This window comes from Myroides albus, assembly GCF_009711045.1.
Taxonomy (GTDB): domain Bacteria; phylum Bacteroidota; class Bacteroidia; order Flavobacteriales; family Flavobacteriaceae; genus Flavobacterium; species Flavobacterium album_A.
The window spans coordinates 63596-78158 of the sequence record NZ_WMJX01000012.1 but is presented as its reverse complement, the minus strand read 5'-3'; the positions used below and the strand labels follow the sequence as shown (position 1 = coordinate 78158).

The following is a 14563-nucleotide window of genomic DNA, read 5'->3' as shown; positions in this document are numbered from 1 at the left end:
ATCGTGGAAACGAGATACAGCTACTGTATCTCGTTTTTTTGTATATCATAGGTTTGCGCTCGACTGTATAATACCGTTATGTATGTTGACTTAGTGCAAAGTCAAGTGATACTGTATCTATAAAAAAACAAAGAGAGTCACTATGTAGTAACTCTCTTTGTTTTTTCTTGCGCAAGAACAATTCTTTAAAATAGAACATATCTATTGTTGATCTTCCGTTTTTTCCATGTTATCTTGTGTAACTTGAGGAGGAACTTGTTGTTTCTCTTGTTCATCTTCAGTATCAGGTAGCTTAGGTGAGCCTCCCATGAACATGAATAAAGCAATAACTAATCCCACACATACCAATGCAAATATGATAATCATTAATGTACCATTGGCAAAGTTGTAAAGAGGTAAGTTTTGTAGTGCCATAACTTGTTTATTTTTGTTATTTTAACACTAAGGTAGTTATATTTTTTAACATTTAAAATGATAATTATCATATCGATAGTTATGGTCGCTTGTTTTCATTTTATTGATGTTCTGTTGTGTAGTGTAGTATAAGGCATTGAAGATGAAATCTCTCCATTTGTTAATTTTCCGAAATTGCCTATTTATTTTTTGTTAACGAAAACAGATTGAGCGATAAGATATCGCTCAGACAAATTAAAGGATAAATATTGATATTCCCTTTCTAAAGGATGTACTATCTCAGAAGGAAATCTATTTATTGAACTTTACAAAATAGGGATAAGAGGCTGTGTTCCGAATGACTCGTTTACACAAACTATTTCACTCTCGTTGTTCTTCCCTCATTTTGGTCATCATACTATTAGGGAGCTCTTGAGCGTTCAATGTGTTTTCTGTGTACTGAGGGGAGTTTGTTCGACTGATCTGGTTCTTGTTTTTAGGAGTTACTTTTTTAATTTTTCGAATTAGACCAAAGGGGACGTTTGGGCTGACCTCTTTTTTGTCTTGTTGCTCTGTAATAACAGAAGGAGTGTGTTTGCTCGTATCGATGTTAGTCTTTGTTTGGCTGACTTCGGTATGCTTTACTTTAATCGTTTTGTTTACCTCCTTTTTCGCTTTGGCGTTTTTGACTGTTGAGTGTGGTTTAGGAGTGGTTGTTGTAGTTGAAGCTTTTGTGTGATTGTCAGTTGCTTTATTTTCGTTGTCTATTTGTGTTGTTGTTTTTTCTATGGGTAATTCTTCTGAATTTGCATTTAGATCCAATACACCGTGAAAACAACTTGTACTGTGAACACTGCCATCTTGGGCTTTCCACATACTCCACAAGTAAACTCTACCCGTAGTCCATTGTTCAGGTAGATTAAAGTGAGCATATTTGTCTCTGCGCTGTGCGATAGCTGTGATAGGGATGAACTGATCTAAATCTTCGTGATAGGTCATGATCGTAAGTTGATCTGTATCTAAAGCGAGGGGATTAATTAGCGCATTGTCCCATTGCACTTTTAGCTTGCCCGTTTTTAATCGGTTGATTTTTTTGATCACAGCAGGAGCGAGTACGCCTATGGAGAGCAATACTTTTTCGATATTGATATACTGTGTGTTTTCGTGTTCGACAACTCCTTGTTTCATTAGCCTTGAAATCATTTGCTCTTTTCCGTTCAACCATTTTGTTCCTACGGCTATAGGTGGGCAGTTTGCATTGACAAACTCTTTGAATCGACTGCAAAAGGAAGAAACCAAGCTCATCTTGTCCCATTGTTTGAGCTGTGTTTCTGTGGCTTTTTTCTTCGATTTTGTCGGTTTTGATCTCAGTATATTTCTACCTCTCCACTTTACTCCAACTACAGATGCAATCTTGCCTACTAAGGGTCCTAATATTCCTTCTTTTATTTCTGCCATGGCCTTGTCTTTTTTTGAATATTATAAGGTATAAAATGCTTAGATACGGTAGTTTCACAAATAAAAGAAAATTGAAAAAGTTGCTTGCTTTACTTTGCTGGGCTTGAATGGAATTTGAACTTGTAAAGAAGGAAATCAAAGAATGGTATAAGGCAAGTAGGTGGATATTTCACGAGGGGATGCGGTTGATGATCTGGCATTATTTGTTATCAATAAGTAATCTACAAAGGGAGGATAGAAGGACAAAAGGCTTGTTTTGCCTGTTATAGTCCTATCATTGTCCTAAGAATGTCCTATAATCTTGCTTGAATGCCTTCTGTTGCTGCGATGAGAATGGGTGTTTCTGAAAAGGGAATTTTGAATAAATTGATGTAATGTGTTTATTTGTAGTGGTTTAGATTTTGTTTTGATTGCGAAAAAAAATACTTTTTTTTGCATTACAGGTTGTTTGAGGAAGCTTCCTGCCTTCAATAGTGTAAAAAAAGATGGGAAAAAGGAGGGGAATTGAAAAAAAAGGAGGGAATTAACCTCATTATTTTAAAAATGGAGTAGAAATTTTAAGGAGATACGGCTTTGAACTTCGGTAGTCATTTGTAGGTGTCTTGTAGTGTTGAGGTGACTGTAGTTGGTTGAAAGTTGTAAGGGGTGTTGCCGAAACAAGTGAGATAGAAGGGATGAGGTTGGATATGAGTTGGTAATTGAATGAATGCTCTTTTGTTGGGATAGAGTGACTATTCAAAGGTGTTGTGTTTTTGACTTTTGTTTATTTTCTCTCTTTTTATTTGTAGTTGGGAGAGGAAGGAGATCCTTATGTTTTCATTTTATGGAGCTACTTTATCTTTTGTACAATCTATGATTTAAAATATTTAAAGCAGGTAAATATTATTATTTCTTCTAATGCTTAAAAACTAAATAGTTAGGTCTGGAGTGTTGTAAATGCTGGGAAAAATATAAATAAAATGTTTGGATGGTATTCAAAAAGGTTTACCTTTGCACAGCAATTGGGAAACAAAATATGTTTTCAATGACTCGATAGCTCAGTTGGTAGAGCACAACACTTTTAATGTTGGGGTCCTGGGTTCGAGCCCCAGTCGGGTCACAAGCATAAAGCCATCCTAAAAGGATGGCTTTTTTTGTTATATATGAGGTATTGTTTATACAGCATAAAAAAAGCACCATTCGGTGCTTTTGATTATTTGAAAGAATCTCCTACAGGTAGATTCATTTTGTTTGTTAGTGCTGATATTTCATTTATACTGAAACTGCCTTGCAAATACATGATGCTATTTTCTCCCTTGCTGCTGTCTTGATTTAACATAACCAATTCATTGACATTCGTAGCACTGCCGTCTTTGTTAATATAGATGGTTACTTCAGCGCCATTTTTATTACTTGACGAAAATTGTTTTAGGCCTTTTTTAGATGCATAGTCAGCTACAGCAGTTGTCATTTTACTTTTGCTTGCATCGTTTTTAGTGTGAAAAACACGAAGGTTGTCAAGCTTTTTTATCAAGTTAAAATAAGCTTTATCTTCTTCGCTCGATTGATTTACTTTGACGTTGCTCATCATTTCAAACATCTTCTTGTTTACGATGACATTATTAACCTGTTTGTCTTTTTCAAATTCCGAAAAAGCTTCTTGTGCAAAGAAGTTTAGCGAAAATCCAAAAACAAATAATAAGGTTATTATCGCTTTTTTAATGATATACTTCATAATGTTTTATTTTGTAGTCTGTTTCTTATCGAGTGTTTTATTCAAATTCAAAGAAAGGTTATTCAATATTTCTTTGCACTCATTGAACGCAGTTTCTGGGTTAGTGAATGTACCATATTCTACTTTAGGCTGTTGTTTGACTTCTTTTTTACAAGCTTGCAAAGTAACAGCAAAGAGCAAAATAGCTATACACAATAATGCTTTATTCGTATATATTAGTTGTTTTAAGTTTGCCATAGATAATACAATTATATATAAAAGTAATGAGATTTTTAATATAAATTATTCTTTTCGTCATAAATTACAATTATCAGGAGGTGTAATTGCTTCAAAAGTCTAAGAAATAATTCTACATTTGTGAAACAAACCATTGATTTTATATGAAAAAAGGAATAGTAATTACACTTAGTGTATTATCAGTTTTATTTGGTTTTACATCATGTAAAAAACAAATAGCACGAGGAGATGTTCAACGTGAGAATATTTTTAGTGGAACGACTTCCATTGCTTATGCTAAAGGGTTAGAAATTGAATATCACGAAGATTATTCCCTTGTAAATATATCACAACCTTGGGCAGGGAGTAGTAAGACTTATAGTTATGTATTAGCTAAGAAAGAGGCTGTTTTACCTGATTCATTAAAGAACAGACAGAGGATTGAAGTACCTGTCAAGGATATTGTCGTTACTTCAACAACGCATATACCAGCTTTAGAATTATTGAATGAAGTAGGTACATTAAGAGGTTTTCCAGGTTTAGACTATATTTCTACTCCTGTTGTACGTCAATTGATCAATGAGGGGAAAGTAAAAGAGTTAGGGTCGAACGAGAGCTTAAACACGGAACAAGTAATTGATTTGGAACCTGGGGTGGTAGTGGCTTTTGCAATGGACGATAGCAATAAGAGTTTACAGACAATTGCTCAAAGTGGCATTGCAGTTTTGTACAATGGCGATTGGGTAGAGCAAACTCCATTGGGTAAAGCGGAATGGATCAAGTTATATGGTGTTTTATTTGACAAACGTGAAAAAGCTGAACGCTTATTTACAGAGATTGAGGAGGAATATCAAAATGCTTTGAAATTAGTAAATGATATAGTTGTTCAGCCAACGGTGATGAGTGGTGTTATGTACCAAGATGTGTGGTATATGCCAGGAGGAGGCAGCTGGGCAGGTATCTATTTCAAAGACGCTGTATCTGATTACTTGTGGAAAGACACTGAGGTAACAGGTAGTCTTGCTCTGAGTTTCGAAAGTGTATTCGATAAGGCGAAAGACGCTGAATATTGGATCAATCCAGGGCACTATGAAACATTGGCACAATTGAAAGAGGCAAATCCTCATTACGCCAATTTTAAATCCTTTCAATCGGGCAAGGTGTTTTCTTTTGCACCTACCAAAGGTAGCACGGGAGGAACTGTCTTTTATGAATTAGGACCTACGCGTCCTGATCTTGTATTGAAAGATTTAATCTACATTTTTCACCCAGAGGTTTTACCCGGGTATGAGCCTGTGTTTTACAAGCAGTTGAAATAATGATGAAAAAAATGATAGCCCTCCTTTTATGTTTCTCAATCTTTGTGGTATTTATATTGAATATTTCCACAGGGACAATTCGCATACCCTTTGATTCGGTTGTAGCGATATTGTTGGGGGATGAGGAAATGAAGAGTACTTGGCGCTATATTGTATTGAATTTTCGCTTACCCAAAGCTTTAGTAGCTATGCTGGTAGGGGTTGCTTTGTCAGTAAGTGGTTTATTAATGCAGACCCTTTTTCGAAATCCGATGGCAGAATCTTATGTGTTAGGGGTTAGCTCTGGTGCAGGTTTAGGTGTTGCTATATTGTTTTTGGGGAGTTCGATTTTACCTGCAAGTCTGGTTTCTCTGTTATCTTCTACCTACGGTGTTGCTATTATATCTATTTTAGGGAGCTTCTTATTACTGCTTTTAGTTTTGAGTGTGTCTTATAAAGTTAAGAATACTGCGACAATTCTAATTGTGGGAATTATGTTCGGGAGTTTTGCCAATGCTGCTATTAGTATACTGACTTTCTTTAGTTCAGCAGAGGAAATCAAGCGATTTACTTTTTGGGCCTTGGGTAGCTTGGGCAATTTAAGTTATGAAGTCATTAGCTTTTTTGCCTTTGTTGTACTGATAGGTCTATTGGGAGCTTTGTCGTTAGCAAGGGGACTTGATGCCTTATTACTTGGAGATAATTACGCTTCTTCGATGGGGATAAATTTAAAGTTAACGCGCAATAGCATTATTGTAGTAACGGCTTTGTTGGCTGGTGTATCCACAGCATTTGTAGGACCGATAGCTTTTGTAGGGTTAGCAGTTCCGCATATTACGCGTATGCTATTTAGAGTAAATCAGCACCGAAGTTTGATCTATTATTCGGCAGGTATAGGGGCAATATTGATGTTGCTTTGTGATATGCTAACACAGATAGGAGGAGATCATTTTTTGCTGCCTATTAATGCAATAACGTCACTTTTTGGAGCTCCAATTGTAATTTGGTTGTTGTTGAAAAGCAGGGCTTATTTATAGGGTGAATGACAAATGATAAAAATAAATTAATATTGTTCGCTTAGATTGTTTTACATTATCTTTGCGAGTTGTAAATAATTAATATGAAGTTCGATTTATTACAGACAGATGCACAATCTCGTGCGAGAGCAGGTAAGATAACGTTAGATCACGGTGTAATAGAAACACCAATCTTTATGCCAGTTGGAACTGTTGCTACAGTTAAAGGTGTTCATCAAAGAGAGTTAAAAGAGGAAATAAACCCAGATATTATCTTGGGGAATACATACCATTTATACTTGCGTCCAAAAATGGAAATTTTAAAGGCAGCAGGTGGTTTGCATAAATTCATGAATTGGGATAGAAATATCTTGACGGATAGTGGTGGATTTCAAGTTTATTCTCTGTCATCTAACAGAAAGATTAAGGAGGAGGGTGTAAAATTCAAATCGCATATCGACGGTTCATATCACTTCTTTTCACCAGAAAGCGTTATGGAAATTCAACGTACGATTGGAGCAGATATCATTATGGCTTTTGACGAGTGTACGCCTTATCCGTGTGACTACAGATATGCAAAAAGATCGATGCACCGTACACATAGATGGTTGGACAGATGTGTTGATCACTTGGCTAAAGTTCCAGAGATGTACGGATATTCTCAAACGTTATTTCCGATTGTACAAGGAAGTACATTTAAGGATCTACGCGAGCAATCTGCGGAGTATATCGCTAATGTAGGGGCAGAAGGGAATGCTATTGGTGGATTGTCTGTTGGAGAGCCAGCAGAAGAAATGTACGCAATGACTGAATTAGTATGTGGTATATTGCCAACAGAAAAACCTCGTTATTTAATGGGGGTTGGTACGCCGATTAATATTTTGGAGAATATCGCATTAGGAGTAGATATGTTTGACTGTGTAATGCCGACGCGTAATGCGCGTAACGGAATGTTATTTACAGCACATGGATCTATCAATATTAAGAATAAAAAGTGGGAGGCAGACTTTTCACCTATCGATGAGAATGGCTATACATGGGTAGATACGGCTTACTCAAAAGCGTATTTACGTCACTTGTTTGCAGCAAACGAATCGCTGGGGAAACAAATTGCAAGTATCCACAATTTAGGTTTTTATCTATGGCTTGTGCGTGAAGCTCGTCGTCAGATATTAGCTGGAACTTTCACAGAGTGGAAGAATAAGATGGTAAGACAAATGGATCAACGTTTGTAATATAGTATAGAAAAAGATCTAATTAGCAAGGTATGAAGATTATTGATTGGTATATTCTTAAGAGGTATTTAGTAACATTTACTGTAATGTTATTATTGTTTGTACCTATCGGAATAGTTATCGACGTTTCAGAGAAAGTAAATAAAATGATAGACAAGCAAGCTCCTCTGTTAGAAATATTGCAGTATTATCTCGACTTTACGATTTACTTTGCTAATATGCTTTTTCCCATATTTTTGTTTATCTCTATCATTTGGTTTACTTCCAAATTGGCTAATAATACAGAAATCGTCGCTATTTTAAGTTCTGGGATTTCGTTTAATCGCTTTCTAAGACCTTATTTTATTGGAGCTACCTTGGTTTCTTTAATGGCTATGTTTATGGCATTTTATTTAGTGCCTAAAGCAAGTGCAGGATACAATGATTTTAGATATAAATATCTGACGAGAAGTGAGGCTCGGGAATCTCAGAATGTTTATAGGCAAATTAGTGCAAATGAGTTTATTTATGTAAGTAGTTTTTCGTCGACAACAAAGACAGGTTTTAACTTTATGATGGAGGAGATGGATGGCAATAAGTTAAAGACAAAAATTACAGCAGAACGCATTGTATGGGATCCGGAGGCAGAAGTTTATATGTTGCATAAATATGCCAAGAGAGAGGTAGGCGCAGAAGGAGATGAAATAGAAAGAGCAGACAAGAAGGAACTGAAGTTAGATTTTGACTTAGATGATTTAACTCCTGTTGTTTATGCTGCTGAGACGATGCCCTTGCAACAGCTTAGAAACTTTATCGCTAAGGAGCAGGCAAGAGGATCATCGAATATAAATATCTATTTAGTCGTATTATACAAAAAGTACAGTGTACCTGTTTCTGCTTTTATTTTAACGATCATTGCTGTCTCTGTATCTTCTATGAAACGCAGAGGTGGGATGGGAATCAATTTAGCTATTGGTATCTCGTTAGCTTTTATATACGTGTTTTTTGACAAGGTATTTAGTGTTTTAGGAGAGGCATCGAGTATTCCTCCTATTGTTGCTGTTTGGATACCAAACGTTGTATTTGCTATTTTAGGTTTATTTTTATTGAGAAATGCTCGCAGATAATATTAAGAGTTACTTCTACCTTCATATAATTGTCTTTATATGGGGTTTTACAGCGATTTTAGGTCAGTTAATTACTTTAAGTGCTTTGCCATTGGTATGGTATAGGATACTTATTGCAGTAATTACTTTGCTCGTTGTATTTGCATTTCGCAAGCAAACACTTCGCGTTAGCAAGAACAAATTGTTGCAGTTTTTAGCTGCAGGTGTTGTCATTGCCTTACATTGGCTCACTTTTTTTTGGGCGATTAAAGTTTCTAATATTTCTATTACGTTAGCTTGTTTGTCAACAGGAGCATTCTTTGCATCCTTGTTAGAACCTATATTTTACAAGCGAAAAATAGATTATATAGAGGTATTTCTCGGCTTAATTGTAATTGGTGCTTTGGTGTTGATTTTTAGTGTTAGCACTGAATATATTGAAGGGATAATATTGGGACTTGTAGCCGCTGCTCTTTCAAGTTTGTTTTCCATAATTAATGGTAAGTTAGTAAAAGATACGGCCGCGCCTATTATCACATTCTATGAAATGTTAGGAGGATTGTTGATTCTCAGTATTTTCTTAGCTGTGACAGGAGGCTTTACTTACGAATTTTTTCAAGTGAGTGAGATTGACTGGTTCTGGTTAGTGGTTTTAGGCGTGTTTTGTACAGCCTTTGCCTTTTTGGGATCAGTGTATATATTAAGAGATTTGAGTCCTTTTACAGTAATGCTCACGATTAATTTAGAGCCTGTATATGGAATTTTATTAGCATTGTTAATCTTTAAAGATGACGAGAAAATGAATGCGACTTTTTATTTTGCTGCCTCGTTAATTCTTTTGACAGTGATAATCAATGGTATTGTAAAAAATAGAAAAAGAAGAAAACTTGCAGTGAAATAGGTGTTCTATTAGTAGAAACTTATATCTTTGTAAATCATAATTGAAACTAAAACCTATTCATAAATGGAATATTTAGATTTTGAACTTCCAATTAAAGATCTTGAGGAGCAATTAGTAAAATGTACGTTGATCGGTGAAGAGTCAGAGGTAGATGTAACGAGTACTTGTAAGCAAATTGAGAAGAAACTTGCTGAAACGAAAAAGAATATATATAAGAACTTAACGCCTTGGCAAAGAGTTCAATTATCAAGACATCCAAATAGACCTTACACAATGGATTATATCAAAGCACTATGTGGAGATACTTTCCTTGAATTGTTTGGAGATCGCAATGTAAAAGACGATAAAGCAATGATCGGTGGTCTTGGAAAGATTGGTAATCAAAGTTATATGTTCGTTGGGCAGCAAAAAGGATATAACACGAAGACAAGACAATACCGCAATTTCGGTATGGCTAATCCAGAAGGTTATAGAAAAGCATTGAGATTAATGCAAATGGCTGAGAAGTTTAATATTCCAGTTGTTACATTAATCGATACTCCGGGAGCATATCCAGGATTAGAAGCTGAAGAAAGAGGACAAGGAGAGGCAATTGCGAGAAATATCTATGAGATGTTCCGTATCAAAGTGCCGATTATTTGTTTGATTATTGGTGAAGGAGCTTCTGGTGGAGCTTTGGGAATTGGTGTAGGAGATAAAGTTACTATGCTTGAGAATACTTGGTATTCTGTAATTTCGCCTGAGTCATGTTCTTCTATTTTGTGGAGAAGCTGGGAGTATAAAGAGCAAGCAGCAGAAGCACTGAAGTTAACTTCATTTGACATGAAGAAAAACAAATTAGTAGATGATGTTATTGCTGAACCTCTTGGAGGTGCACACTCAGACAGAGAGGCTACATTCAAGTCAGTAAAAGAATACATTGAGAAATCATATGCTGAGTTGAGTAAATTGTCAGTTGATAAATTACTTGATAAACGCATGGAAAAATATTTTGAAATGGGAGAATACAAAGATTAGTACTCTTTCTATTTTTATAAACAATTTAATCCGAGATACTGTCTCGGATTTTTTTTATTATCAACAGTTTTGTTTGAGTTGTTGATATTATGTGCTCAAAAAAATGATTTATTAATCTTTAAAAAAGGTGTATTTTCGCAATATGGAACAAGCAAAAGATATACGACCAATGAAATCTTTTTCTAAAGATGTGATTGCTTTAGAGAAAGGAAAATTACCGCCTCAAGCAATTGATTTGGAAGAGGCAGTATTGGGAGCAATGATGATTGATAAGAAGGGAATTGATGAGGTAATCGATATTCTTCAACCTGAAGCTTTTTACAAAGAGGCGCATAAGTATATTTTTGAAGCAATTGATCAATTATTTGTGAGTAATCAACCTATTGATTTACTTACCGTGTCAACGCAATTGAGAACTAATGGCAAATTAGACTTGGTTGGAGGGGACTATTATTTGGTTGGGTTAACGCAGCGTATTACTTCTTCAGCTCATATTGAGTTTCACTCGAGAATCATTCTTCAGAAATTCATTCAACGCAGTTTGATTCGCATTTCTAATGAAATTATCGAGGATGCATACGATGAGACCAGTGATGTTTTTGACTTATTGGATAAAGCAGAGGCAAAACTGTATGAAGTGACCCAAGGTAATATTAAAAAGAGTTCTGAAACAGCGCAGTCTTTAGTCGCTCAAGCTAAAAAGCGAATAGAGGAGATCAGTACGAAAGAAGGTTTAAGTGGTATACCTACCGGTTTTCACAAATTAGATGATTTGACTTCTGGATGGCAACCAAGTGACTTGATTATTATTGCCGCTCGTCCAGGTATGGGGAAAACGGCATTTGTATTGTCGATGGCTCGTAATATTGCAATAGATTCTGGTGCTGGTGTGGCTTTCTTCTCTTTGGAGATGTCTTCGGTACAGTTGATCACTCGTTTGATATCTTCAGAAACAGGGCTATCTTCTGAAAAATTGAGAACGGGTAAATTAGAAACTCATGAATGGGAGCAATTAAACGTGAAAGTGAAAGATCTGGAACGCGCTCCATTGTATATAGATGATACTCCTTCCTTGTCTATCTTTGATTTACGTGCCAAAGCAAGACGTTTAGCTTCGCAGCATGGTATCAAGTTGATTATTATTGACTATTTACAGTTGATGACCGCCGGAGGTAATCAAAAAGGGGGAGGAAACCGTGAACAGGAGATTTCGACTATTTCTCGAAACTTGAAAGCTTTGGCGAAGGAGTTAGACATCCCTGTAATAGCCTTATCTCAGTTGTCCCGTGCGGTGGAGACAAGGGGGACTTCAAAGCGCCCATTGTTATCGGATTTAAGGGAGTCAGGTGCGATTGAGCAAGATGCGGATATTGTTTCGTTTATCTATCGTCCGGAGTATTATAAGATTGATGAATGGGATGATGAGTTAGGAGGGTCTACTACAGGACAAGGAGAGTTTATTGTTGCGAAACACCGTAATGGTGGTCTGGATAATATTAGATTAAAGTTCTTAGGTCATTTTGGTAAATTTGACAATCTGGACAGTGATCTTTCATCTTCGGATGTTTTTGGCTCATCAATGAATACGAATGAGGGGTATGGTAACTCACGTAATTTTGCCAACAGTTTACCTCCTGCAGATGATGTTTTTGGAAGATCAAGTATAAATGATGACGATGTTCCGTTTTAAAAGACGTAGGATATAATCAATAAAAAAATCCTCATTCTATTTAGAATGAGGATTTTTTTATTGATTATATTGATCATTTACCCTTTGCCAATTAATGTACTTGAAATAGGTATCGATGTAATCACTTATGCTGTTTTCAAATTTAGTGTAATAGGAGTGTTCCCATAAATCTATTGCTAAAAGTGGTTTACCTAACTGGTATTCAGGCATCATTGGATTGATATTGTTATCGGTAGCAATCACTGCTAATGTTTCTCCTTTTTTGACAAGCCAAACATAACCTGCTCCGTCTAATTCGTGTGCTTTGCTTTTTAAAAGCTTTTTAAAGTCATTTAAAGACCCGAAATTAGTGTTTATTGCTGTTGCTACGATTTGACTTGGTTCTGTGCTTTTAGGCGTCATAGATTGCCAAAATAGGTAGTGATTGTAATATATACCAGCTAATTTTTTGATTTGTTTATCATTGTTGTTAGCTTGTTTGACAATGTCTTCTATGCTCAAGTTTTCAAACTGTGTACCGTGTATAGTGGAATTTAGTTTGTTGGCATTGTCTAATTGAACTACTGCATAATGCGTATAAAAATCTTCAGCACTAAATAATTCGGGTAACTCGTTGAATTGATAGCTTAATTTTGGCATATCAAACGGTCCTTGCTTTGTTTTAATTGTAGCAGGATCGGGAAAATCTTTCTTTGGTATAATAAAAGATTCCCTTTCTGGAATTTCAACTTCGGTAAGTTTATTTTGATTATTACAGCTTAGTGTAAGTAATCCAAGTAGTATTAATGAATAGATTTTGTTATTCATCATCTTGAGGATTGTCTAATATTTGTTTAGCGAGCTTGATATATTCCTCCTTCGCTTGAGTAGCTGACAGATGGCTAATTTGTGTCCAAGCGTTGAATTTGAAAGCTTTTTTCAAATCAGTAGACATATCTTGAAAGTCTCTGTGACTTAAGCCATTGGTAGCTTGTTTGTAATAAGCATATATGCGCAACATAATATCTGGAGCAAGGTTTCTTGCCTCATTCGAGATGCGTATATATGCTTCGTGAAATTCTTTATCTAAAGTGTTCATCACTTATTTTCGTACAATTACTTTTTTCCTACAATTGATGTTATATTCCCTTTCGCTTTTTGGTTCAATACGACGTTAACATCAGTTCCCAAAGGTAAGTATAAATCTACACGCGAACCAAATTTAATAAACCCAGCATCTGTACCTTGAATAGCTTGATCACCAACTTTAGCATAGTTAACGATACGTTTAGCTAAAGCTCCGGCAATCTGTCTATACATGATTTCGCCATATACAGGGTTGTCAATAACAACAGTAGTTCTTTCGTTTTCTTCACTTGCTTTTGGATGCCATGCAACAAGATACTTACCTGCGTGGTATTTACTGTATTTGATAATACCACTAAGTCCATATCTGGTAACGTGAACATTTATAGGAGACATAAAGATAGAAACCATCAGTCTTTTATCTTTAAAATACTCAGGCTCATATACTTCTTCAATAACTACAACTTTACCATCTACTGGAGCTAAAATTGTATCATCACAAGGTGTAATACCTCTATTAGGATTTCTGAAAAATTGTAAGATTAATAATAATAAAACAATGATTGTACACTGTACAACAATTCGAAGCCAATTAAAAGGTAAATAATCAGCAGCAAAAACTAATGCTATAGTTATTAGCATTGAGTAGAAAATAATTTTAGTTCCTTCCTTGTGAAACATGATTATAATATTTGAAAAATTATATACAAAAATGGTGCTACAAAAATAACACTATCAAGACGGTCTAATATACCGCCATGTCCTGGCATTATTGCCCCGCTATCTTTTACTCCTGCTTCTCTCTTGAATCGAGATTCCACTAAGTCTCCGATAGTTCCAAAAATTCCTACAAAAATAGCACTACTTATCCAAATAACGATAGAAAAGAAGTCAAAATATTGACTTAATATTATTCCTGCTAATATTGTAAATATAATTCCGCCGATAAATCCTTCTATTGTCTTTTTAGGAGATATTCTTTCAAATAATTTGTTTTTACCAAATTTTTTACCAACTATATAAGCAAAGGTGTCATTAGTCCATATCAGAATAAACATCCCTATTATGATTTGTGGTAGATATCCACTCTCTTTTGTTATAGGTAAAAAGAGTAAAGTGATAAAGGGCGCTATAATATATCCAAGGAATATAATTAGTTTAATAGGTAAAGAGCGATTAGGTTGTCTTTTAGAAAACAGTTCCGCCATTAAAGCTAAAAGGGTTAGAATCCCAAAAGTAGCTATCGCTATAGAGGGTAAAAGGTCTCTTTTCCAAAATACAATCGCTATTGCCAAAGCAGCAACAAACAAACAAAGTGACTTTGGTAGTTTAATAAGTTTTGAAAACTCAAATGCTCCTACAAGTAAGAAGAAGCTAAACAGAATTTCAAAGGCTAATTGATCAAATAGTGTTGCCCCTATTAATAAAGCTATATAGACTATTCCTGATATAGCACGAGTTAATGTTTCAGACAT

15 protein-coding genes and 1 tRNA gene are annotated in these 14563 nt (G+C 35.4%); 8 read left to right on the top strand and 8 right to left on the bottom strand.

Annotated elements, in window-relative coordinates:
• Nucleotides 1-201: 201 nt before the first annotated feature.
• Both GJV76_RS07635 and GJV76_RS15710 read right to left on the bottom strand, forming a co-directional pair.
• Complete coding sequence (locus GJV76_RS07635; protein ID WP_155092044.1) at nucleotides 202-414, bottom strand: flagellar basal body-associated FliL family protein; 213 nt, start codon at nucleotides 412-414, stop codon at nucleotides 202-204.
• A 360-nt stretch (nucleotides 415-774) separates the two neighbouring features.
• On the bottom strand, nucleotides 775-1851 hold the full coding sequence (locus GJV76_RS15710; RefSeq protein ID WP_196216220.1) for a DUF6266 family protein: 1077 nt from the start codon (nucleotides 1849-1851) through the stop codon (nucleotides 775-777).
• Between the two features lie 1026 nt (nucleotides 1852-2877).
• Between GJV76_RS15710 and GJV76_RS07625 the strand changes: the two genes are divergently transcribed.
• Nucleotides 2878-2950: transfer RNA gene (locus GJV76_RS07625), tRNA-Lys, on the top strand.
• A 93-nt stretch (nucleotides 2951-3043) separates the two neighbouring features.
• On the opposite strand, the gene GJV76_RS07620 is transcribed toward GJV76_RS07625, so the two are convergent.
• Both GJV76_RS07620 and GJV76_RS07615 read right to left on the bottom strand, forming a co-directional pair.
• Nucleotides 3044-3565, bottom strand: coding sequence for a DUF4252 domain-containing protein (locus GJV76_RS07620; RefSeq protein WP_155092043.1), 522 nt, complete (start codon nucleotides 3563-3565; stop codon nucleotides 3044-3046).
• A gap of 6 nt (nucleotides 3566-3571) precedes the next feature.
• A complete protein-coding gene (locus GJV76_RS07615) occupies nucleotides 3572-3802 on the bottom strand; it encodes a hypothetical protein (protein ID WP_155092042.1) in 231 nt (76 codons plus the stop codon).
• 143 nt (nucleotides 3803-3945) lie between these two features.
• On the opposite strand from GJV76_RS07615, the gene GJV76_RS07610 reads away from it, so the two are divergent.
• The 7 genes from GJV76_RS07610 to dnaB all read left to right on the top strand — a co-directional run bounded on the left by GJV76_RS07610 (nucleotide 3946) and on the right by dnaB (nucleotide 12023).
• Nucleotides 3946-5100, top strand: coding sequence for an ABC transporter substrate-binding protein (locus GJV76_RS07610; RefSeq protein ID WP_155092041.1), 1155 nt, complete (start codon nucleotides 3946-3948; stop codon nucleotides 5098-5100).
• Between the two features lie 11 nt (nucleotides 5101-5111).
• Nucleotides 5112-6116 carry a FecCD family ABC transporter permease gene (locus GJV76_RS07605; protein WP_230381511.1) on the top strand — a complete coding sequence of 335 codons (1005 nt, stop codon included), beginning with the start codon at nucleotides 5112-5114 and terminating at the stop codon, nucleotides 6114-6116.
• Between the two features lie 83 nt (nucleotides 6117-6199).
• On the top strand, nucleotides 6200-7330 hold the full coding sequence (tgt, locus tag GJV76_RS07600) for a tRNA guanosine(34) transglycosylase Tgt (RefSeq protein WP_155092039.1): 1131 nt from the start codon (nucleotides 6200-6202) through the stop codon (nucleotides 7328-7330).
• Between the two features lie 32 nt (nucleotides 7331-7362).
• Complete coding sequence (locus GJV76_RS07595) at nucleotides 7363-8436, top strand: LptF/LptG family permease (protein ID WP_155092038.1); 1074 nt, start codon at nucleotides 7363-7365, stop codon at nucleotides 8434-8436.
• Nucleotides 8423-9316, top strand: coding sequence for a DMT family transporter (locus tag GJV76_RS07590; RefSeq protein ID WP_155092037.1), 894 nt, complete (start codon nucleotides 8423-8425; stop codon nucleotides 9314-9316). The genes GJV76_RS07595 and GJV76_RS07590 overlap by 14 nt, the downstream gene beginning before the upstream one ends.
• A 63-nt stretch (nucleotides 9317-9379) precedes the next feature.
• Complete coding sequence (locus tag GJV76_RS07585; protein ID WP_155092036.1) at nucleotides 9380-10333, top strand: acetyl-CoA carboxylase carboxyltransferase subunit alpha; 954 nt, start codon at nucleotides 9380-9382, stop codon at nucleotides 10331-10333.
• Between the two features lie 142 nt (nucleotides 10334-10475).
• Complete coding sequence (dnaB, locus tag GJV76_RS07580; RefSeq protein ID WP_155092035.1) at nucleotides 10476-12023, top strand: replicative DNA helicase; 1548 nt, start codon at nucleotides 10476-10478, stop codon at nucleotides 12021-12023.
• Between the two features lie 57 nt (nucleotides 12024-12080).
• Here the strand turns inward: dnaB and GJV76_RS07575 are convergent, their stop codons facing one another.
• From GJV76_RS07575 to GJV76_RS07560, 4 genes are read right to left on the bottom strand one after another with little or no spacing between them, the layout of a single operon-like run.
• Nucleotides 12081-12833 (bottom strand): superoxide dismutase, encoded by a 753-nt coding sequence (locus GJV76_RS07575; protein ID WP_155092034.1) that lies wholly within the window; start codon nucleotides 12831-12833, stop codon nucleotides 12081-12083.
• Nucleotides 12823-13101, bottom strand: coding sequence for an acyl-CoA-binding protein (locus GJV76_RS07570; RefSeq protein ID WP_155092033.1), 279 nt, complete (start codon nucleotides 13099-13101; stop codon nucleotides 12823-12825). The genes GJV76_RS07575 and GJV76_RS07570 overlap by 11 nt, the downstream gene beginning before the upstream one ends.
• Before the next feature lie 17 nt (nucleotides 13102-13118).
• Nucleotides 13119-13769, bottom strand: coding sequence for a phosphatidylserine decarboxylase family protein (locus tag GJV76_RS07565; protein WP_155092032.1), 651 nt, complete (start codon nucleotides 13767-13769; stop codon nucleotides 13119-13121).
• A 2-nt stretch (nucleotides 13770-13771) separates the two neighbouring features.
• Nucleotides 13772-14563 (bottom strand): phosphatidate cytidylyltransferase, encoded by a 792-nt coding sequence (locus GJV76_RS07560; protein WP_155092031.1) that lies wholly within the window; start codon nucleotides 14561-14563, stop codon nucleotides 13772-13774.

What these genes read in the sequence shown, in the direction of transcription:
- GJV76_RS07635 (WP_155092044.1), bottom strand. Translation starts at nt 414, where the DNA reads ATGGCACTACAAAACTTACCTCTTTACAACTTTGCCAATGGTACATTA.
- GJV76_RS15710 (WP_196216220.1), bottom strand. Translation starts at nt 1,851, where the DNA reads ATGGCAGAAATAAAAGAAGGAATATTAGGACCCTTAGTAGGCAAGATT.
- GJV76_RS07620 (WP_155092043.1), bottom strand. Translation starts at nt 3,565, where the DNA reads ATGAAGTATATCATTAAAAAAGCGATAATAACCTTATTATTTGTTTTT.
- GJV76_RS07615 (WP_155092042.1), bottom strand. Translation starts at nt 3,802, where the DNA reads ATGGCAAACTTAAAACAACTAATATATACGAATAAAGCATTATTGTGT.
- GJV76_RS07610 (WP_155092041.1), top strand. Translation starts at nt 3,946, where the DNA reads ATGAAAAAAGGAATAGTAATTACACTTAGTGTATTATCAGTTTTATTT.
- GJV76_RS07605 (WP_230381511.1), top strand. Translation starts at nt 5,112, where the DNA reads ATGATAGCCCTCCTTTTATGTTTCTCAATCTTTGTGGTATTTATATTG.
- tgt (WP_155092039.1), top strand. Translation starts at nt 6,200, where the DNA reads ATGAAGTTCGATTTATTACAGACAGATGCACAATCTCGTGCGAGAGCA.
- GJV76_RS07595 (WP_155092038.1), top strand. Translation starts at nt 7,363, where the DNA reads ATGAAGATTATTGATTGGTATATTCTTAAGAGGTATTTAGTAACATTT.
- GJV76_RS07590 (WP_155092037.1), top strand. Translation starts at nt 8,423, where the DNA reads ATGCTCGCAGATAATATTAAGAGTTACTTCTACCTTCATATAATTGTC.
- GJV76_RS07585 (WP_155092036.1), top strand. Translation starts at nt 9,380, where the DNA reads ATGGAATATTTAGATTTTGAACTTCCAATTAAAGATCTTGAGGAGCAA.
- dnaB (WP_155092035.1), top strand. Translation starts at nt 10,476, where the DNA reads ATGGAACAAGCAAAAGATATACGACCAATGAAATCTTTTTCTAAAGAT.
- GJV76_RS07575 (WP_155092034.1), bottom strand. Translation starts at nt 12,833, where the DNA reads ATGATGAATAACAAAATCTATTCATTAATACTACTTGGATTACTTACA.
- GJV76_RS07570 (WP_155092033.1), bottom strand. Translation starts at nt 13,101, where the DNA reads ATGAACACTTTAGATAAAGAATTTCACGAAGCATATATACGCATCTCG.
- GJV76_RS07565 (WP_155092032.1), bottom strand. Translation starts at nt 13,769, where the DNA reads ATGTTTCACAAGGAAGGAACTAAAATTATTTTCTACTCAATGCTAATA.
- GJV76_RS07560 (WP_155092031.1), bottom strand. Translation starts at nt 14,563, where the DNA reads ATGTCTGAAACATTAACTCGTGCTATATCAGGAATAGTCTATATAGCT.